The 18,503-nt window shown below is 43.5% G+C and carries 15 protein-coding genes and 1 pseudogene; 8 read left to right on the top strand and 8 right to left on the bottom strand.

The genetic code is table 11. The features are described from left to right. Positions 1 to 84: 84 nt before the first annotated feature. Both M0Q51_04005 and M0Q51_04000 read left to right on the top strand, forming a co-directional pair. Entirely contained in the window at positions 85 to 3,486 is a 3,402-nt protein-coding gene (locus tag M0Q51_04005; GenBank protein ID MCK9399148.1) for a methylmalonyl-CoA mutase family protein, read from the top strand. Positions 3,487 to 3,498: 12 nt separating this feature from the next. Beyond that, positions 3,499 to 4,128 carry a hypothetical protein gene (locus M0Q51_04000; protein MCK9399147.1) on the top strand — a complete coding sequence of 210 codons (630 nt, stop codon included), beginning with the start codon at positions 3,499 to 3,501 and terminating at the stop codon, positions 4,126 to 4,128. Between the two features lie 50 nt (positions 4,129 to 4,178). Here the strand turns inward: M0Q51_04000 and M0Q51_03995 are convergent, their stop codons facing one another. From M0Q51_03995 to M0Q51_03985, 3 genes are read right to left on the bottom strand one after another with little or no spacing between them, the layout of a single operon-like run. Then, positions 4,179 to 5,204: a hypothetical protein gene (locus M0Q51_03995; GenBank protein ID MCK9399146.1), complete on the bottom strand. Its 1,026-nt coding sequence runs from the start codon at positions 5,202 to 5,204 to the stop codon at positions 4,179 to 4,181. Continuing rightward, positions 5,201 to 5,872: a hypothetical protein gene (locus M0Q51_03990; GenBank protein MCK9399145.1), complete on the bottom strand. Its 672-nt coding sequence runs from the start codon at positions 5,870 to 5,872 to the stop codon at positions 5,201 to 5,203. The genes M0Q51_03995 and M0Q51_03990 overlap by 4 nt, the downstream gene beginning before the upstream one ends. A gap of 9 nt (positions 5,873 to 5,881) precedes the next feature. Continuing rightward, complete coding sequence (locus M0Q51_03985) at positions 5,882 to 6,433, bottom strand: sigma-70 family RNA polymerase sigma factor (GenBank protein MCK9399144.1); 552 nt, start codon at positions 6,431 to 6,433, stop codon at positions 5,882 to 5,884. A gap of 178 nt (positions 6,434 to 6,611) precedes the next feature. Between M0Q51_03985 and M0Q51_03980 the strand changes: the two genes are divergently transcribed. The 6 genes from M0Q51_03980 (at position 6,612) to M0Q51_03955 (ending at position 12,870) form a co-directional block, all read left to right on the top strand. After that, the gene (locus M0Q51_03980) at positions 6,612 to 7,415 is read left to right on the top strand and encodes a DUF4065 domain-containing protein (GenBank protein ID MCK9399143.1); all 804 of its coding nucleotides are present in this window, start codon (positions 6,612 to 6,614) and stop codon (positions 7,413 to 7,415) included. Further along, on the top strand, positions 7,412 to 7,756 hold the full coding sequence (locus M0Q51_03975) for a hypothetical protein (protein MCK9399142.1): 345 nt from the start codon (positions 7,412 to 7,414) through the stop codon (positions 7,754 to 7,756). Before M0Q51_03980 ends, M0Q51_03975 begins: the two co-directional genes overlap by 4 nt. 291 nt (positions 7,757 to 8,047) lie before the next feature. After that, on the top strand, positions 8,048 to 8,224 hold the full coding sequence (locus M0Q51_03970) for a hypothetical protein (GenBank protein ID MCK9399141.1): 177 nt from the start codon (positions 8,048 to 8,050) through the stop codon (positions 8,222 to 8,224). An 813-nt stretch (positions 8,225 to 9,037) separates the two neighbouring features. Continuing rightward, a complete protein-coding gene (locus M0Q51_03965) occupies positions 9,038 to 9,241 on the top strand; it encodes a hypothetical protein (protein MCK9399140.1) in 204 nt (67 codons plus the stop codon). 143 nt (positions 9,242 to 9,384) lie between these two features. Then, positions 9,385 to 10,203, top strand: coding sequence for a GLPGLI family protein (locus M0Q51_03960; GenBank protein ID MCK9399139.1), 819 nt, complete (start codon positions 9,385 to 9,387; stop codon positions 10,201 to 10,203). Between the two features lie 93 nt (positions 10,204 to 10,296). Continuing rightward, complete coding sequence (locus tag M0Q51_03955) at positions 10,297 to 12,870, top strand: outer membrane beta-barrel family protein (GenBank protein ID MCK9399138.1); 2,574 nt, start codon at positions 10,297 to 10,299, stop codon at positions 12,868 to 12,870. A gap of 74 nt (positions 12,871 to 12,944) precedes the next feature. Here the strand turns inward: M0Q51_03955 and M0Q51_03950 are convergent, their stop codons facing one another. The 5 genes and pseudogenes from M0Q51_03950 to M0Q51_03930 form a co-directional block, all read right to left on the bottom strand. Beyond that, positions 12,945 to 14,888, bottom strand: a complete 1,944-nt coding sequence (locus tag M0Q51_03950) for an acetoacetate--CoA ligase (protein MCK9399137.1) — start codon at positions 14,886 to 14,888, stop codon at positions 12,945 to 12,947. Between the two features lie 54 nt (positions 14,889 to 14,942). After that, the gene (locus M0Q51_03945; protein ID MCK9399136.1) at positions 14,943 to 15,614 is read right to left on the bottom strand and encodes an EthD domain-containing protein; all 672 of its coding nucleotides are present in this window, start codon (positions 15,612 to 15,614) and stop codon (positions 14,943 to 14,945) included. A 359-nt stretch (positions 15,615 to 15,973) separates the two neighbouring features. Then, positions 15,974 to 17,197 carry an ATP-binding protein gene (locus M0Q51_03940; GenBank protein MCK9399135.1) on the bottom strand — a complete coding sequence of 408 codons (1,224 nt, stop codon included), beginning with the start codon at positions 17,195 to 17,197 and terminating at the stop codon, positions 15,974 to 15,976. A 172-nt stretch (positions 17,198 to 17,369) separates the two neighbouring features. Next, positions 17,370 to 17,717: pseudogene (locus tag M0Q51_03935) on the bottom strand (ATP-binding cassette domain-containing protein). A 229-nt stretch (positions 17,718 to 17,946) separates the two neighbouring features. Next, on the bottom strand, positions 17,947 to 18,345 hold the full coding sequence (locus tag M0Q51_03930) for an ABC transporter transmembrane domain-containing protein (GenBank protein ID MCK9399134.1): 399 nt from the start codon (positions 18,343 to 18,345) through the stop codon (positions 17,947 to 17,949). Positions 18,346 to 18,503 lie beyond the last annotated feature (158 nt).

The raw sequence follows: 18,503 nt of genomic DNA, 5'->3' as shown, positions 1-18,503 counted from the left end.
TATTAGTTAGAGAGGTAAAGATAATGAAATGTTAACATCCATGCTTCCATGCCCCCATGCCTCCATGCAAACTTTTTTATATCTTTGCAATATCATATCCGCAAATTCATGCACCCTGAGCAGAAACCTTATCAGCCGAAGAACCACATCCGCATCGTCACCGCAGCGTCGTTGTTCGATGGCCACGATGCCGCGATCAATATCATGCGCCGCATTATCCAGTCTACGGGAGCCGAAGTGATCCATCTCGGCCATGACAGAGCTGTGAAAGAGATCGTCGACTGCGCCATACAGGAAGATGCCCAGTCTATCGCTATCACCTCCTACCAGGGCGGCCATATGGAGTTCTTCAAATACATGCTCGACATGCTCCGTGAAAGAGGCTGCGGACACATTAAGATTTTCGGCGGCGGCGGCGGGGTGATCCTTCCCGACGAGATGGAAGAGCTTCACCAGTATGGCATTACCCGGATCTATTCACCTGACGATGGCCGTGAGATGGGCCTGCAGGGCATGATCAACGACCTGATGGAGAAATCCGATTACCCCACGGGTAACCAGATAGAAGACATCGAAATAAAAAAATCAGGGCAAAAAGACGTTTACGCCATTGCCAGGCTGATCTCTGCTGCTGAAAATTTCCCTGAAAGCGCCAGGGACCTGATCGACGGGCTAAAGCATCACTCAAAGAGATCTCCCGTGCTGGGGATAACCGGCACCGGCGGATCTGGCAAATCTTCCCTTGTAGATGAAATAGTCCGCCGCTTCTTACACGATTTCCCGGAGAAAACCATCGGGATCATCTCCGTCGATCCTTCCAAGCGCAAAACCGGCGGCGCCCTGCTGGGTGACCGTATCCGGATGAATGCCATCAACAACCCGCGGGTTTATATGCGCTCGCTGGCTACACGCCAATCGAACCTGGCCGTTTCACGTTATGTGAAAGACGCGGAAACCATCCTGCAGGCAGCAGGTTATGACCTCATCATCCTCGAAACCTCCGGCATCGGCCAGTCGGATACGGAAATCGTCGACCACAGCGATGTGTCGATGTACGTGATGACCCCCGAATATGGCGCGGCCACGCAGCTCGAGAAAATCGACATGCTCGATTTCGCCGATATCATCTCCATCAATAAATTCGATAAGAGGGGCGCACTGGATGCCCTGCGCGACGTGCGAAAGCAGTTTGCCCGCAACCACCAGCTCTGGCATGAAGAACCGGATAAAATGCCGGTCTACGGAACCATCGCCTCACAGTACAATGACCCGGGCGTGAACCTTTTCTACAAGGCGCTGATCGATATTATCAATGAAAAGACCGGCGCCGGCTTTGTCACGAAAATACGTGCCGAAGCCGGCATGGCGGATAAGATCTTTATCATCCCACCCAACAGGACCCGGTATCTTTCAGAGATCGCTGAAACGGTAAGAAATTATAACAAGTGGGCCGAAAAGCAGGCCGGAGTGGCCCAGCGGCTTCATTCCATCCAGGAGACCATTAAAATCCTCAAGGGCGGAAACACTGCAAATGAAGACGTGAAAAGCGCTCTTGAAGAGGAATATAAGAAGATTGAGCCGGAGCTCGACGGCAAGACTAAATTCATCCTGGAGACCTGGCCGCTTAAGGTCGGTTCTTACAGCCAGCCGGAGTACATTTTCCAGGTCAGGGACCAGAAGATCCGGGTAAATACGCATGTTGAATCCCTTTCCCACACCAACATCCCGAAAATATCGCTTCCCAAATACAAAGGCTGGGGAGATATTGTCAGGTGGAGCCTGAAAGAGAATGTGCCGGGTGAATTTCCTTACGCGGCAGGGGTTTTCCCATTCAAGCGGGTAGGCGAGGATCCGACCCGGATGTTCGCCGGTGAAGGTGGCCCGGAGCGCACCAACAAACGTTTTCATTATCTCTCCAAAGGAATGCCGGCCAAAAGGCTTTCCACCGCTTTCGATTCCGTCACCCTATATGGTAACGACCCTGATATCCGCCCGGATATTTACGGAAAGATCGGCAATTCCGGCGTTTCGATCTCCTGTCTCGACGATGCCAAGAAGCTTTACTCCGGTTTCAACCTGGCCGATCCCAAGACATCGGTCTCCATGACCATCAACGGCCCTGCGCCAACCCTGGTGGGTTATTTCATGAATGCCGCCATAGACCAGCAATGTGAGATCTATATCCGGGAAAACGGGCTGGCGGATGAAGTTGAAAAGAAAATCGCGGCGATTTATGCCAAAAAAGGCACCAAACGGCCGCAGTACCAGGGACAGTTACCGGAAGGAAACGGCGGGCTGGGACTGATGCTGCTGGGAGTCACCGGCGATATGGTCCTACAGACGGATGTTTATAAGAAGATCAAAACCGATACGCTTTGTCGGGTCCGGGGAACGGTTCAAGCCGATATCCTGAAAGAAGACCAGGCACAGAACACCTGTATCTTTTCTACCGACTTTGCCATTAAGATGATGGGCGACGTTCAGGAATATTTTAACCTTCACCATGTCAGAAACTTCTATTCAGTTTCCATCTCCGGGTACCACATCGCTGAAGCAGGTGCCAATCCAGTCACCCAGCTCGCTTTGACCTTGTCAAACGGGTTTACCTATGTGGAGTACTACCTGTCAAGAGGGATGGACATCGACAAATTCGCGCCAAACCTTTCTTTCTTTTTCTCCAACGGTATCGATCCTGAATACTCGGTCATGGGAAGGGTTGCGCGGCTGATCTGGGCGAAGGCGATGAAATACAAGTATGGTGGTGATGACCGTTCACAAAAGCTGAAATATCATATTCAAACCTCCGGACGCTCATTGCATGCGCAGGAGATCGGGTTTAACGATATCCGCACCACGCTGCAGGCGCTTTACGCCGTTTATGACAACTGCAACTCGCTGCATACCAATGCTTACGATGAGGCCATCACTACTCCGACCGAAGAATCGGTGCGCCGGGCGGTGGCTATTCAGCTCATTATTAACCAGGAGCTCGGGCTGGCAAAGAACCAGAACCCGCTCCAGGGCTCTTTTATCATCGAAGAACTGACCGACCTGGTGGAAGAAGCAGTTATGAAGGAATTCGACAGGCTGACGGAAAGGGGAGGGGTGCTCGGGGCCATGGAGACCATGTACCAGCGTAGCAAAATACAGGAAGAGTCGCTCTACTACGAAACACTTAAGCATACCGGTGAGTTGCCTATAATCGGCGTGAATACTTTCCTGTCGTCCGAAGGATCGCCTACCATTACGCCAGGAGAAGTGATCCGTGCAACGCCGGAGGAGAAGGAATACCAGATAACGATGCTTGAAGAACTGCACAAAACCTTTTCAGATAAGACAACAGCACTGTTAGAAGGCCTTAAGGAAAGGGCAAGAAATAACGAGAATATTTTCGAAGGCTTGATGGAAGTGGCAAAATATTGCTCCATCGGCCAGATCACCCGCGCACTCTTTGAAGTGGGAGGGCAATACAGAAGGAACATGTAAACTCACGAAGTTATGGCGCATTGGCTTGATGAAATAGAACAACAGGAAAGCCGGAGGAAAGGATCGGCTTCCGGAAGCGCGAGGGTTCAGGATAAAAAATTCAGGATCCAGCAGAACTATCAGAAGAACAAAGAAACTTACGGAGGATTTATCAGCAAGATGCAAAGCCTGGTAGAAAGGGTGAATAACCTTCCCATGGAGCACCGTGAAGTTTTTGGGAAAATTAATACAAAACAAAAAGAATCCAGGCTTGACAACCATCTCAGCTATTTTTCAAGCAGCCGGCGAACGGAGAAGACGGAGTTCAAAAACCTGTTGCATCCTTTCAAGATGATTCATTACAAGCATGTCCGGGTGATTTTTTTCAATGTGGCCAAACTTATGGATAAAGTCGAGGTTGAAATTTATGAAGAACTTCTGGAAAAAAAACGCCGTGACGGACAGATCATTGCCGCACATGAAAACCCGAAAGATTCTCATAAACCTCATTCCGAAAAAGATAGGTTTCATGAGATTTATTACTATGAAATGAGCAAACTGAACGATGAACTTGCATTCAGGATCATCGACTGGCTTGCTTTCCATGAAGAGGTGAACCATATTCCCATTGTGCTGGAAGGGGAACCGCGTTTTAAAGAATAGGTTTAAGGTTTAAGTTTTAAGGTTTAAGTTGGGGAATTTTTTATGGAAATTCACCTTACTGCTTTTATTACAAGTATTATTACCAGCGCAAGCAGCACCAGGCCGGCCAGGATAAAGACCCAGTAGTTGATCACTCTTGATTCTGCATACATTTCAAAATCACTGATCAGGACATACCCAAACTGGAATTCCCAGCCAACCTGGTTTCCGTTCAGCATAGCTGAGTTGGTATTAGTAATCAACCCGGGCATCTCCACTTCTTCAGTATATCCTTCAAGTTCAATAATGGTTTCCAGCATTTTCAATTTTTTTGCGAAGTCTTCAAATAATGGAGGCTCGAGATCATCCAATAGAGAAAAAGCTTCATTCCCTGACCATTTGCGGTATAAGTCAATAAAATCAATCCCATTCATAAAGTTCAAGCCTTCCATATTTTTATAGAGGCTGTCATAATAAATGGAGAGATCCACAGGATTTAGCTGAGGATTGTTCAGTCTTTTAATTCCATCCTGCAATACGGATTCCACTTCTGCCACGGCAGATTTGGTGAGGAAAACCGAGAATTTATCTTCGGCTTCCTCTTTGCGTGTGCTGTCAGCTTCAGAGACAGGTATCTTCTGGTCGTTGACCCACAGGATATCATCTTCGGTAAGGTAATCCCGGTAATCCAGTTTATTGAATGGATTGGCGGATTTATAAACCTCATTGAAAGTTAGGTAGGAAAAGAAAAAACGGAACCTTTTTGTAACCGATATATCACGGTCAAGATTTCTATACTCACTGGTATCACCTTTGATTTCTGTCTTGAGATCATCACTGTTCCTAAAAGATTTGGTATAGGTTACCATATACTTCGTACTGTCTGACGGATTCTTCGAGGACTTCTGTTCCCATGTTTCGTTTACCGGGAACGGTAAATCAGTTTTGAAAACATCCGATGAGTCACCGGTAACTGTGATGATCCGGGTAAAAGTCCCGTCAGGGTTAACCTTCGTGGTGACCGTAATCTCCCGGCAGGCGCTGAATGCCAATAGCAGCATGATGATTAGCGATAAAATGATGTTTTGTGTTTTCATCGTTGTATGGTATAATGGGTTGAATCGAATTGTTTAAGGATGGACATGAAAGGCGATATTGAAGCATTATAGTCAGACCTTTTTAGCCATCCAGGAGCATCCGGGGTGATACCGGCCACATCGGCATACATAGCCGCCTTGAGCAATGTCCGGAGGTTTATCTTTTTTGTTTTTAATTCTGTATACTGATTGAGCATTTCCGGATCAGCCGAGAGAATACTTATGGTTTTTTTTAGCTTTAAGGCACTGCGGTATTGAGAAGATTGGGAGATTGCTGCATTTTGCTTCTCCAGTCGGGAGATTTTATCCACCACAACATACTCCTCATAACCAAAGACCAGGAATAGGCAAACCGAAGCTGCAGCCAATAATCGCTGCAGGAATGTGATAACCGGGAATTTTCCGGATTTTTCAGTTATTTGGAAATGATTCTCTTTTGAATCTATTTGGATAGCTTTCATGATATCTTCAGTAAACCCCTCAGGATTTTTTAAAATGGGCTCCCTGTGGCGTATTCCAGCAATCTTACCGGCGACCAGCCTGGTCTCTTCCAGGTATTGGGCACAAGCCCTGCAGGATTCGATGTGACGGTATATTTCATCACCCAGGTTCTGATTATCCAGATAAACCAACCGTTCAATTTCCTTTCTGACATTGATGCATTCCATGGTGATCTCTTATTTTATTACTTTGAGCAGTTTTTCCCTTATTGCTTTCCGGGCATGATATAAATTACTTTTCACCGAGTTTTCTGACAGGTTGAGGATTTGCCGGACTTCCGAAGATTCTATGCCCTGGAGGTCCCTCAAGACAAATACAATCTGTTGTTTTTCAGGAAGTCCTTCTGCCAACCACCTGATGAGCTCGGTGGTTTCTTTATTATCGACCTCCATCTGCGTGATCTCACGATTGATGTGATCTAATTGGCTGATGACTTTTTCAAGGTTGACCAGGTTGTGCCTTTTGATCTGCCTTAACCGGTCTATCGCACTGTTGGCGACTATCTTGTAAAGCCAGGTTGAAAATTTCTGCGTCATGTCGTATGTTTCTATCTTTTGCCAGACCTTGATAAAACTTTCCTGGACGACATCCCGTGCCTCTTCTTCGTCGCACATTATCCGGAACGCCAGGCTGAAAGCCTGCTGCCGGTATTCCTCCACTATTCTGCGGAACGCGGCCTGATCGCCTTTTTTAACGCTTTCAATGATTTCCTGCAGGTCAGTCAGCATAGAATAATTTTGGCTTCTGATTATATTACGATAAAGATAGGGAAAAGTAAAATGAGTTGGCAGTTTACAGTTGGCAGTTGACAGTTGAAAAATAAATGTTTTATATTTAAACAAACTATTGTTTTGTATTGAAACATTTCTTATCTTTGTCCCGTTGTAAAGCAAAACGCCAATTAATATGAGCATAAAACTGTCGCAAAAACAAATAGGCCAAAGGATAGCCGAACTTCGCAAACGGAAAGGGCTGTCTCAGGAAGATTTGGCAAAGAGCATCAAGATTTCCCGACCGTCTTTGGCTCAGATAGAGTTAGGGAATAGAAGTGTTGATATTCTTGAATTACAAAGTTTGTCAATGGTCTTGGGTTTTTCCTTAGATGATTTTATGTCAAGCGATTACAAGGTCAGCCAGGAAATTGAAATTAATGCAGAAATGAAAACCAAAATACAGCAAGAGCGTATTTCTGTTCCCAATTTGCAAGTCAATAAGTTTAAGAATGTGCTTTTATACATTCTTGAACGGTGTGCAGGTAAACCGAATGTCGGTGAAACTGTCCTTTACAAGTTGTTGTATTTCTCCGATTTCAACTACTACGAATTGTATGAAGAGCAATTGACAGGCGCCAGTTATCGGAAGTTACCTTACGGACCGGTTCCGCAAAAGTTAGACGCAATCATTAACCAAATGATTGACCAAAGTCAATTACAAAGAGTGAAAACAGAATATCATGACTATCCGCAAGCCCGCTACCTGCCTTTGGTGAAAGCGGATCTGACCCAGTTAAAAGCCAGTGAAAAAGAAGTTATCGACAGGGTTATTGAGCAAATGAGTGATTGGTCGGCTGCCAGGATCAGCAATTATTCTCATAAAGATATGCCCTGGTTGGTTTCAAAAGAGGGAGAAGAAATTAATTACGAATTGGTTTTTTACAGAGAATCTCCCCATTCTGTGAGAGACTATGAGGACGAAATTGAAGAACAATGACTTTTGATGAATTAACCGAATTCAGAAAGGATTTGAAAACCCTGTTAAAGAAATACAGGACACTGAATGATGACCTGGAGATTGTCAGGAGAGTTCTGGAAGTAATGCCCGATGAAAGACCACCTTTCAGTTTTCGTATTGATGGACTGGGTCTGAAAACATGCATCATCAAAGTGAAAAAGATTGCCTGTAAAGCGCTGAAAGGCAGTGGAGTAAATTCAGGATTACGGTTGATTTATGCCTATTTTAAAGAGGAACAAAAAATTACTTTCATTGAACTATCTCATAAGCGTGATAAGGAAAATGAGGATAGACAGAGGATAATTGACAATTTTTATTAATGTTGTTATTTTCCCTGCCGGCATCTGCTCAATTGCGATTTGATTATCCGATAACAGAATTGGAACCTACTGAGTTAATCTTTACCTATTTGTTGAAATATCAGCAGGATTCCTTAAATCCGGACTTTATCAGACAGGATAATATGTTGCTCTTTTTGGGAAAAACATCAGCAAGTTTATAAGCAATGATTTATTTGTTTTCGATACTATAACGAGACGGATAACTTCTCTTGCCGAGTTTCAAGGATTGTTATCAGACCCGAAAAGCCCGGATATGTAGTGATGATTAATATGATAGAGAAGGATTATATTGAAACCACCAAAGAGGGATTTTTCCATGCGGAAGATGCTTTTCGTGACGATATTATCAGCAGCGCTAAAGAAGCAGGCCTTGGCAGCGTGGCACAACAAAATGCTGCAAGAAATATGGAAGAACGCAACAACCCCATCGAATTAAAGCGAAAGTAATATATAAATTGAAAGCCAGTGGGTGTCGGTCATATGCGATTTTTAACAGTGTTTATTTTTACATTGCTTTTCTGGCAAAACCTTTGGGGGCAAGTGAACCTTCAGGGTCGGGTAATGAATACCGAAACATTGCCAATACTTTACAAAGCTAACTGAAATTCATTGCGAAGACATTACTGCAATGAGACAATGTTTTCATAAGATAATTTAATTATTGATTTTTTTAACCGCCAATTGTTGCAATAAAACAAATTAAAATATAAAATATTCACCATATTTTTCCATTTGTATTATAATTATTGCTAATTTAGGTGCAATTTAATCGGAAATGAGAAATGTCATTTCATCCAAAAATACAAAGCAATATTTTTAGAAGGCTGCCAAACTGTTTTGGTATAAAGGCATTTAGCCCCCCCCCCCCCCAGTCCTGCTTTTGTACGCCGATTCTATTATCAATCGGAATACCGGAGGCTTTTTTAAACTATGGCATAAACTTCTTTCTTTTTTTATTTGCCAATATCTTTCATGTTCAAGCATTTCCCGTACTTGGTTTCATCTGCTCAAACAACCCGATAAATGACGACAAACATTACGCGTATTTATCCTATTGTTGCAATAAATATATTTTTTTTATTGGCAAGAACAAGTTTGACAAACAAAGTCACCCCGTGTTTGGCTGGTTGATGCGGGGTGGCTTTTCATGGAAAATGCGAGCCTAGACACCATTAGACAGAGCATATTGAGAAGTAAGTTAGATCGCAAAAATTCACTTCTCACATTTTACATTTTTTCAACAATAAAAAATAAGAAATAATGAAAAAATTATTAATTATTCTTGCATTTTTGGGGCTACTCGCCTTTGGAACATCCAATGTATCCGAAGCTGCTCCCGCTCCTGTTCCTGATTGCTTTACCGTAATAATAACATGTAGCAATGGGTCACAACACTATTTATTAGTTTGTGATTGGGAAGATTTGGTGCAAGGTTATGAGGTACTTTGTGGAGCAATTAATTAAGATGAAATATTTAATTTGACAAAGTAATGAAACTTAGTTCTATCTGACGAAATCAGTATAGAACTAAGTTTCTATTTCAATTTCATTATATTTAATTTGACAAACTAATCATCATTATGATTCTAATTTAAAAATATTTTATCATGCGAATACTTTTTATCATTATTATAATAATATGGTCTGAGCCTTCATTCTCACAATTGCTGGCCGACTATCCCGTAAAAGACTTGGAACCGGCTGAATATGTCGTTACTTATTCATTGAAATATCAGGAAGATTCGTTAAATCCAAACTTTATAAGGCAGGATAATATGTTGCTTTTTTTAGGAAAAAATATCAGTCAATTTTTAAGCAATAATTCTTATGTTTTCGAAAATGACATGAAAAAAATCGCCACTGAATCTCAACTTCAGGAGTATTTGAATCAAAGGCCCCCCATGCCACATCTTGTGTACAGGATTTATAAGAATTTTCCTAAAGGAAAAATTTCCTTTACTGATTATGTTTCTCCTAATCATCTAAAATATGAAGAAAACCTTGATTTGTTTAAGTGGCAATTAGATAATGATACGACTACTATCAATGGATACAAAGCACAAAAAGCCACCTGCGATTTTGGAGGCAGAAGCTGGGTTGCCTGGTTTAGTCCTGAAATTCCTTCAAATGACGGTCCCTATGTATTCAATGGCCTGCCTGGTTTGATTATAACGGTTTATGATACCCGTAATCATTATGTGTTTGAACTGGTATCTATCGAAAAACCTTCAAATGAACTTATGATTAAATATGCGGAAAGGCAATACATTGAAACCACAAAACAGGGTTTTTTTAAAGCCAAAGATGCTCATCGTGATAACATTTTAAGTTGGGCAAAAAACAGAGGCTTCAGTGACGAAGAACAACAAAGTGCCGTGAGAATGATGGCCGAGGATAACAATCCCATCGAGTTAAAGCGAAAGTAAAATATAAATTGAAAGCCAGCGGGTACCAGTCATATGCGATTTTTAGCAGCGTTTATAATTACATTGCTTTTCTGGCAAAACCTTTGGGGGCAGGTGAACCTTCAGGGTCGGGTGATGAATACCGAAGGTGAAGCCTTGTCAAATATCAATATACTGGTGTATAATCCTGGCAGTAAGGTGCTTGTGGCTTTCGCGGTAAGCGATGATCAGGGGCATTTCCAAACCAGTGTAAACAGCACTTCAGACAGCCTTGATATTGAGGTGAGTTCCATTCAATACCGCAAAGAATACCGTAGCATTGCCAATACCTCACAAAACTTGCAATTCGAGCTTCTTCCTGATGTAAAACAATTGAAAGGCATCACGATAAAAGCATCACCCATCGAACAAAGGGGTGACACCATCAGCTATCTGGTAAGTTCGTTCGCGGTAAAAGAGGACAGGGCGATAGAAGATGTATTGCGCCGTATGCCGGGTATAGAAGTTGAACCCAACGGACGTATTCTTTACCAGGGAGTACCTCTTCAAAAGTTTTACGTGGAAGGGCTCGACCTGATGGATGGCCGTTATGGGGTTGTAAGTAAAAATCTCCCCCAAAGCTCTGTCAGCGTCGTTGAAATACTCGAAAATCACCAGCCAATCCGAATTCTGGAAGAACGAACCACATCCTACCAGCCTTCACTTAACCTTAAGCTCAAACACGATATCACCACCACAGGTACTGCCAAACTGGGAACAGGGGTCAAGCCTTTTCTTTGGGATGTTAACATTACGCCCATGATCTTCACCAAAAACTTTCAAGTGTTAGCTTCTTATCAAACCAACAACACGGGTAATGATGTTTCTCAACAACTCAAAGTTTTGACCCTGGAAGATTTACTCAAGAATGTAGACCGCCCTGCTGAAAACCCTGGAATGTTACAAATAATAGATGTAAATCCTCCTGAAATTTCCATGAACCGTTACCTTGATAACAACATAAACTTACTTAATTTCAATGGACTACAGCGCATCAGCCGGGATTTTCAGTTAAGAGCCAACCTTTATTATATAAACGACATTCAAGGGGAACAGGCTGCCCTGCAACGCACTCTCTATACTCCTAGCGACACCCTAACATTTACAGAAGATTTCAATAACCGGCTTCACGACAATTACCTGAATAGTGAGTTCACACTAACCCGCAATGTTAAGAACAATTACCTGAATAATGAGTTGAAGATACAATCGCGATGGGACAAACAGACGGGAGTGATTAATACAGGAAGTGAAGATATTGTCCAATCACTGAAAGATCCTTTTAAGGCCATTTCAAACGAATTGAGAACAGTAAACCCGGTGGGTAAATATCTGGTGGAATTTTGGTCCTTTATTACTTACGACCATAGTCCGCATAGCCTGGCAGTTAGCCCCGGCCAGTTCGAGGAGAACCTGAACTATGGTGAGTCTTACAAAAAGGTACTCCAGCAAATGGATTTGAAACACTTTTATGCTGACCACTCAGCCAGCCTGGTGTTGAGTTGGAAAAGACTAAATATCAATCCCCGGCTAGGTATAGCTTACCGCCGGCAGATGCTCGAAAGTAATATCTTTATCACACAGCAGGAAGAAGAGCGTGAAGCCGGACCCAGCTTTATCAATAAACTTGACGGCCGCCATACCCGCGCCTATTTGCAAACTGAAGTTGAATACAGAAAGTCAGGCCTTACACTCAAGGCCAGGCTACCGCTTAGCTGGCAACAGATATATATGGATGATTTGACATCAGAAGGGGAGCAGAAACTCAGCCGCTTACTGTTCGATCCTCATCTATCGGTGGATTACCGGATTAACGGTTTTTGGCGCGTGAGAGGCTCATGGAGCTATGCCAACCGATTAGGCGACATTGACAGGGTAAACTTCGGTTTTATCCTGAGAAACTATCGTGACCTTAGCCAGAATGCAGCGCCCCTTTCAGAAACTTCCAGTAACAATTTTTCATTGAATCTGTCATACCGCAACCCTATCACTTCCTTTTTTAACTCCTTCAGCTATATCTATGTTTTTAGTCATAATAACTTGATATACGGTAACAAAGTTCAGTCTGACGGGACAACTATAATACAAGCGGTTGAGTTGCCTAATACAAGCTATTCCCATAACCTGCAGGCATATACCAGTAAGTATTTTGCTGTAACTAAAACAACCATCAGCTTTCATGCTAACTACAATCAGCGCCGGGGAAAGTCATTGATGAATGGAGAATTATTTATTGCCACAAGTATATTGTTCAACTTCAAACCCGAGCTAAATATTCGCATAACCAAATGGCTGAATGCAGAATATGGATTAAATGCAAGTTATATTCAAACCTTTATCGAAAATGAAAAGAAGGGCAACATTTCCATCTTGAGAAACAACTTCAATGTCTTTGCTTTTCCAACAAAAAGCCAACTGATCAGCATTTCATCCGAATATTACAAATGCCAGGGCGACAATAACCTCTTTGTTGATTTTCTATACCGTTACACAATTACAAAACGAAAAATTGATGTCGAATTCCGCTGGAACAACATCTTCAACAGTAAAACCTATACAACATACCAGGCAAATGCCTTCATAGTTTGGGAATCCAGTTATTTTTTACGTCCTTCCCAGGTATTTCTGTCAGTTAAGTTTAGTTTTTAGTGAGGAATGATTAATGGTTATTGGGTAATTGACTACCTAATGACAACTTTATGACCACCACTAACCAATAACCACTAACCAATAACCACTAACTTATAAAATTCCAAACACTCCGGGTTCCTCAGCGCATCCTGGTTTTTGACTTCCTGCCCTTGGATGAGTTTTTTTACGGCAACCTCTACTTTTTTCCCGTTGATGGTATACGGCACGTCAGGTGTGGTGAGGATTACAGCCGGAACATGCCGGGGGCTGCATTGCTGGCGGATACTGGTCCGGATTTTTTTGAGAAGATCTTCGTTCAGTTCAAAACCTGGTTTCATCTTTACAAACAGGATTACCCTTTCGTCTCCTTCAAATTGTTGCCCGATAACCACTGAATCTTCGATTTCTTCCATATTTTCCACCACCCGGTAGATCTCAGCCGTTCCGATCCGAACGCCGCCGGGGTTCAGCGTGGCATCAGACCGGCCAAGCATGGTGATCCCGCCATGCGGGCTTAGCACCATATAATCGCCATGGCACCATATTCCAGGGAAGTTCTCAAAATAGGCACTGTGGTATTTCCTGCCATCCGGGTCATTCCAGAAATAGATGGGCATGGAGGGGAACGCGGACTTGCAAACCAGTTCGCCCTGTTTATCAATGACCGGCTTTCCGCTGTCATCAAAGCAATCAACATCCATACCCAGCCCGCGGCATTGGATCTCTCCGCGATAAACGGGCAAAATGGGGCTCCCCAGCATAAAACAGGAGATAATATCAGTACCGCCTGAGATAGAAGATAGCTGAACATCCTTTTTCCATTTGTCGTAAACATATTCAAAGCTTTCATCAGCCAATGGGGATCCTGTTGAAGTTATGGCTCTAAGGTAAGGAAAGCCTGATATTTCTTTTGGCTTGACGCCGGCTTGCTGGAGAGAGGCAATGTATTTGGCACTGGTACCGAAGAGGGTAAATTTCAGTTCATCAGCCAGTTGGAGAAGCGCTTCCGGTCCGGGATAGAAAGGATTTCCGTCGAAACAGACGATAGTGGCGCCAAGAGCGAGGCTGCTCACGAACCAGTTCCACATCATCCAGCCACATGTGGTGAAATAGAAGACAACGTCATCCGGGCGTACATCGCAATGCAGTTTAAGTTCTTTCAGGTGCTGGATCAGGGTGCCGCCTGCGGAATGGACAATGCTTTTCGGCAGGCCCGTAGTGCCGGAAGAGTACATGATGTAAAGCGGATGGTCGAAGGGGAGCTGAACGAAGTTCATATCTCCTTCAACCGGTAATGCCAAAGCTTCCCAGGATATAGCATTTGGGATACCTTCCAAATCGGGCTTCCCGGTGAAATTAACCATCACCACGTGTTCAATGGTAGGAAGCTCCCCAAGGATTCCACGGAGTTTTTCCTGCGAATCGAAATGTTTTCCGTTATAGAAATAGCCATCCACGGCGAAGATTATCTTCGGCTCGATCTGGCTGAACCGGTCGAGCACCCCTTTGATCCCGAAATCGGGCGAGGTCGACGACCAGATGGCGCCTAGGGAAGCCGCGGCCAGCATGGCGATAACGGTTTCCGGTATATTGGGCATAAAGGCCCCAATCCGATCACCCTTACTCACGCCAAGCCGCTTCAGGCCTTCGGCCACACGGTGGATCTCTTCGTATAATTCACCGAAGGAGAATATCCGTGTGTAGCCGTTTTCACCACGAAAAATGATGGCCGGATGATTGTCGCGCCGTTGCAGCAGGTTTTCGGCGAAGTTGAGCCGGGCCCCGTGAAACCATCTGGCACCAGGCATTTTCTTCGGATCATCCACAACCTGGTCGAAATCAACGGAAAATTTGATCCCGCTGTAATGCCAGAAAGTTCCCCAGAATGCCTGAATGTTTTCTACGCTCCAGCGGTGGAGCTCGTCATAGGTTTTAAACTTCCTGTCAGAATAGGCGTTCACAAACTCCATATATTGGCACATCTGTGACTTTTTAGCAAGATCAGTGTCCGGGGTCCAGAGACGTTTATATTCCATTGGTTTAGTTATTTTGATTTGATTTTGAGATGACATCTCAGGTTGGAAATCCTGTTAACTCACGATGTGATATTCCATCGCCAGGTAGGTTTCAATTCTTTTATAATCCAGAAACGATTTGGTATCAGTATAAACCGCGTACATATTGCCAGCTATCTCCAGGGGATTGCCAAAAAACTTAAATGGATTCATCAGTTCCGACCTGGTACAGGTTTGCTCTTCCACAATGCCGTCGTACCAGTCAGGATGTTCAGAAATCTTTTGAATAACGACATTCCGGTTGTAATTCCACAGGGGATGAAGCTTTAGTGACAGGGGGGTGTGGCCGTTGTGCCAGCGGTGGATGAAAGTATCATAACTGATCCCCGGTTTCCGGTGGAAAAGGGTGAGCAGGCAGATGCCCGGCGTCGGTTCACGATCAGCCCATGTTTTTTCATAAGACACCGGGAGCGCTTCCTCTACCGTGAAGGCCCCGGCAAATCCTTCGGATTTCATTAAAAAATCAACCTTTACATGATCTTCTTTATAAACAGAGAAAACAGCTATCTTGCTTTTCCTGAACGGGATGACAGATATTTTTGGAGGAGGCTCCTGTGTCAGGGTAACCTTAAGGGCCTCCGGATTGATTAGCTCTGCTGTTGTAATAGCCATGTTTAGTATGCGGTCAGTAAAATGCCGGTGATCTTCTTTTGCATTACCGCGAATGAGATACATCTCTTTTCTCATATTCTTTGTTTCTTTGCAGGCTGAAATTTATGTCAAAGATAAATTATGTTCTCACAGAAAAAATATAATGTCCTGGTTACCGGTGGGGCCGGGTTTTTAGGAAAAGCCATCATAAGGGAGCTTCTCGTTCCGGCGCGATTTCGGGTTTAAGCCGAAATACAGCCATGAGGAGGCATTGGAGCGGACAATCAGCTATTATCGTGAGGAAAGGAAGGGTTTCCAACCCGAGGGTTGGAAACCCTGGGGAAGGTCATTAAGATGGCGAAGAAAATTATAAAATTGTGGTAGTTTTTTTTAACTTCCAGCCAGTTTTGATAAACAATTCAGATAAGCCCTGAGGGTTTTGTCAATCACAGGTTTCATTTTGCCATCAGATTCAAGCAAAAATCTTTTGCATGAAAATGTTCTATACCCTTGTAACTGGTCGTTTTACCCACATCATCCATAGTCACCAGGTATTTGGGATAATTATCCGGTATTTCCATCAGGCTGCCATATTCCCGTTGGATCGTTTCCTGGCTTGATAACAGGTAACAAACCTGTACATAAATCCTTTCTCCGTTTTTTTCGCAAATAAAATCCACCTCTTTATCCCCCGATTTTCCCACATAGATAGTAAATCCAGCAATCTTAAGGTGAATATACACGATATTTTCAAGGATCTTACCAATGTCGGCAACTTTGTATCCAATGATTGAATTCCGCAGGCCAAGGTCCTCGAAATAATATTTTTCGCCTACTTCAAATATTTTTTTCCCGGTAATATCAGAGCGGTTTGCCTTGAACAGAAAAAACGCCGATTCAAGATATCCCAAATAATTCAACACAACCTGTGTAGAGATGTTGATGCGTTGGGATTTCAGAAAATCACTGATCTTTTTGGCCGAAACAAGGCTCCCTGTGTTATCGCAAAGAAACCGCACCAGGTTTTCAAGAAAGGGGACGTTTCTTACTCCGTAGCGTGTTACAACATCCTTAAAAAGAATTGTACTGTAAATATTCCTGAGATATTCATTTACAATATGCTGTTCATCAGGCAAATGGATGAGATAAGGCAACCCTCCTTTTTGGAGATATTCTGTAAATGTTTCAATGGAATCTTCTTTTTGGTGGAAGCTCAGAAATTCTGGATACGAAAGACTGAACACTTTGAATTCAACATACCGGCCACTGAGGTAAGTTGCCAACTCGCCTGATAACATACTGGCATTACTTCCGGTGCAATAAATGTCATAGCTGCCGTCGGCTTGCAGGCTGCGCAGGGCTTTTTCGAAATCGGTGATATCCTGTATTTCATCAATGAAAAGAGAAGTTTTACCCGTTTTCCCTTTGTTTTGATATACGAACTCAAGCAATTCCTTATCATTGGTGATACCTGAAAATTCATCCAGCTCTTTGTTCAGATATACAATGGTACTGCCTGGGTATGTAATGTTAATCATATCCATAAGCTGATAAAGCAAATAGCTCTTGCCAACACGCCGTTGGCCTGTAATCACTTTGATAATATCCAAACCGATGAAAGGTTTTATTCTTTCAATATAGAGAGGCCTGGGTTTATAACTTCTGAAGGGGAATATCATTGTTTCAATTGTAATTGATGAATGCTACAAATGTAATATTAAATTCAATTATGATTGAAATTAATTGCTTCACATCTTGAACTATATTTGATTTATCGCTTTCTTATCAAATCGGTATCCTGATCACTACCATATGACTGTCAACTGTCAACTGCCTACTTGTCAACTTCCCTTAAGCAATCACATTAATCTGCAGCTTCGTAAGCTGATAGTAGATACCATCCTCCAGGGCAAGCAGTTCTTCGTGTGTCCCCATTTCCTTAACCTCGCCATGGTCTATCACAATGATCTTGTCGGCTTTATGAATGGTGGATAAGCGGTGGGCGATCACGAAGGAGGTCCTGCCTTCCATCAGCTTCTCCAGGGCTTCCTGCACCAGGCGTTCATTTTCGGAATCCAGCGAACTGGTGGCTTCATCCAGGATCAGGATAGCCGGGTTTTTCAGGATCGCACGGGCGATGGCAATACGCTGCCGCTGACCTCCGGATAATTGGATCCCTCTTTCTCCCACCAGGGTTTCCAACCCCTCCGGGAAATACACCGATCGATCTTTGTATATCTGAATAAAGATCAGCCACCCCACTGATTGATCCACCGATAAATACCGAATAAAGGACAAATTTCAGCAAATCACCGGTGGAAAGGCCGGCCCCCTGGTTGATCAGGTAAACCCCATACCAGATCACCCCGATAATAGAGCCGAACAAGGCAAAGACGATGAATGAAACAAATAAACCTCTCCACCGGGATCAGCGCCTGCTTGAAAAAAACGACATCGGAAGCTTGATCAGGTGGTTATAGGTTGTTTGCCTGAGTAATGCCAGCGTTTTTTGGGTCACAACGGCAAACAGGTAAATCCGGAAATAGGAAAAAACGGCATTTACGAGGAAAACGATGATCAGGATAAATCCTAACTGGTTGATTTTATCCAAAGTCCCTTTCGTTGCTGAATCCAGCAGTTCACCGATAAGCATCGGAAAAACCAGTGTGGTCAGGCTGGAAAGGATGAGAAATGCCAGGCCTGCAATAAAGACGTATTTCTGCGGCCCGATGAAGCGGAATAAGCGATAAAGCCTCTTAATGCCTTCCCGTGTGATCTTTTTCTTTGCTACTTCCCGGTCGCCGTTTTGTTGGTGGTATCTGGCCATTAATTATCAGAATTTTACAAATTTATATAATTAGTGTCTGTCCATAATGTCCCCCATTTTAATAATAACCATCCGATTTTTTGAAGCGCAGGGGGATTTTTCGCAACAAAATACCATCACTCAGTGATACAAGGCCAAGAGCCTGTTAATTTCTCAGC

Source organism: Bacteroidales bacterium (assembly GCA_023229505.1).
Lineage (GTDB): Bacteria > Bacteroidota > Bacteroidia > Bacteroidales > JAGOPY01 > JAGOPY01.
The sequence above is the reverse complement of the archived record's forward strand: the minus strand, read 5'-3'. Positions and strand labels throughout refer to the sequence as shown.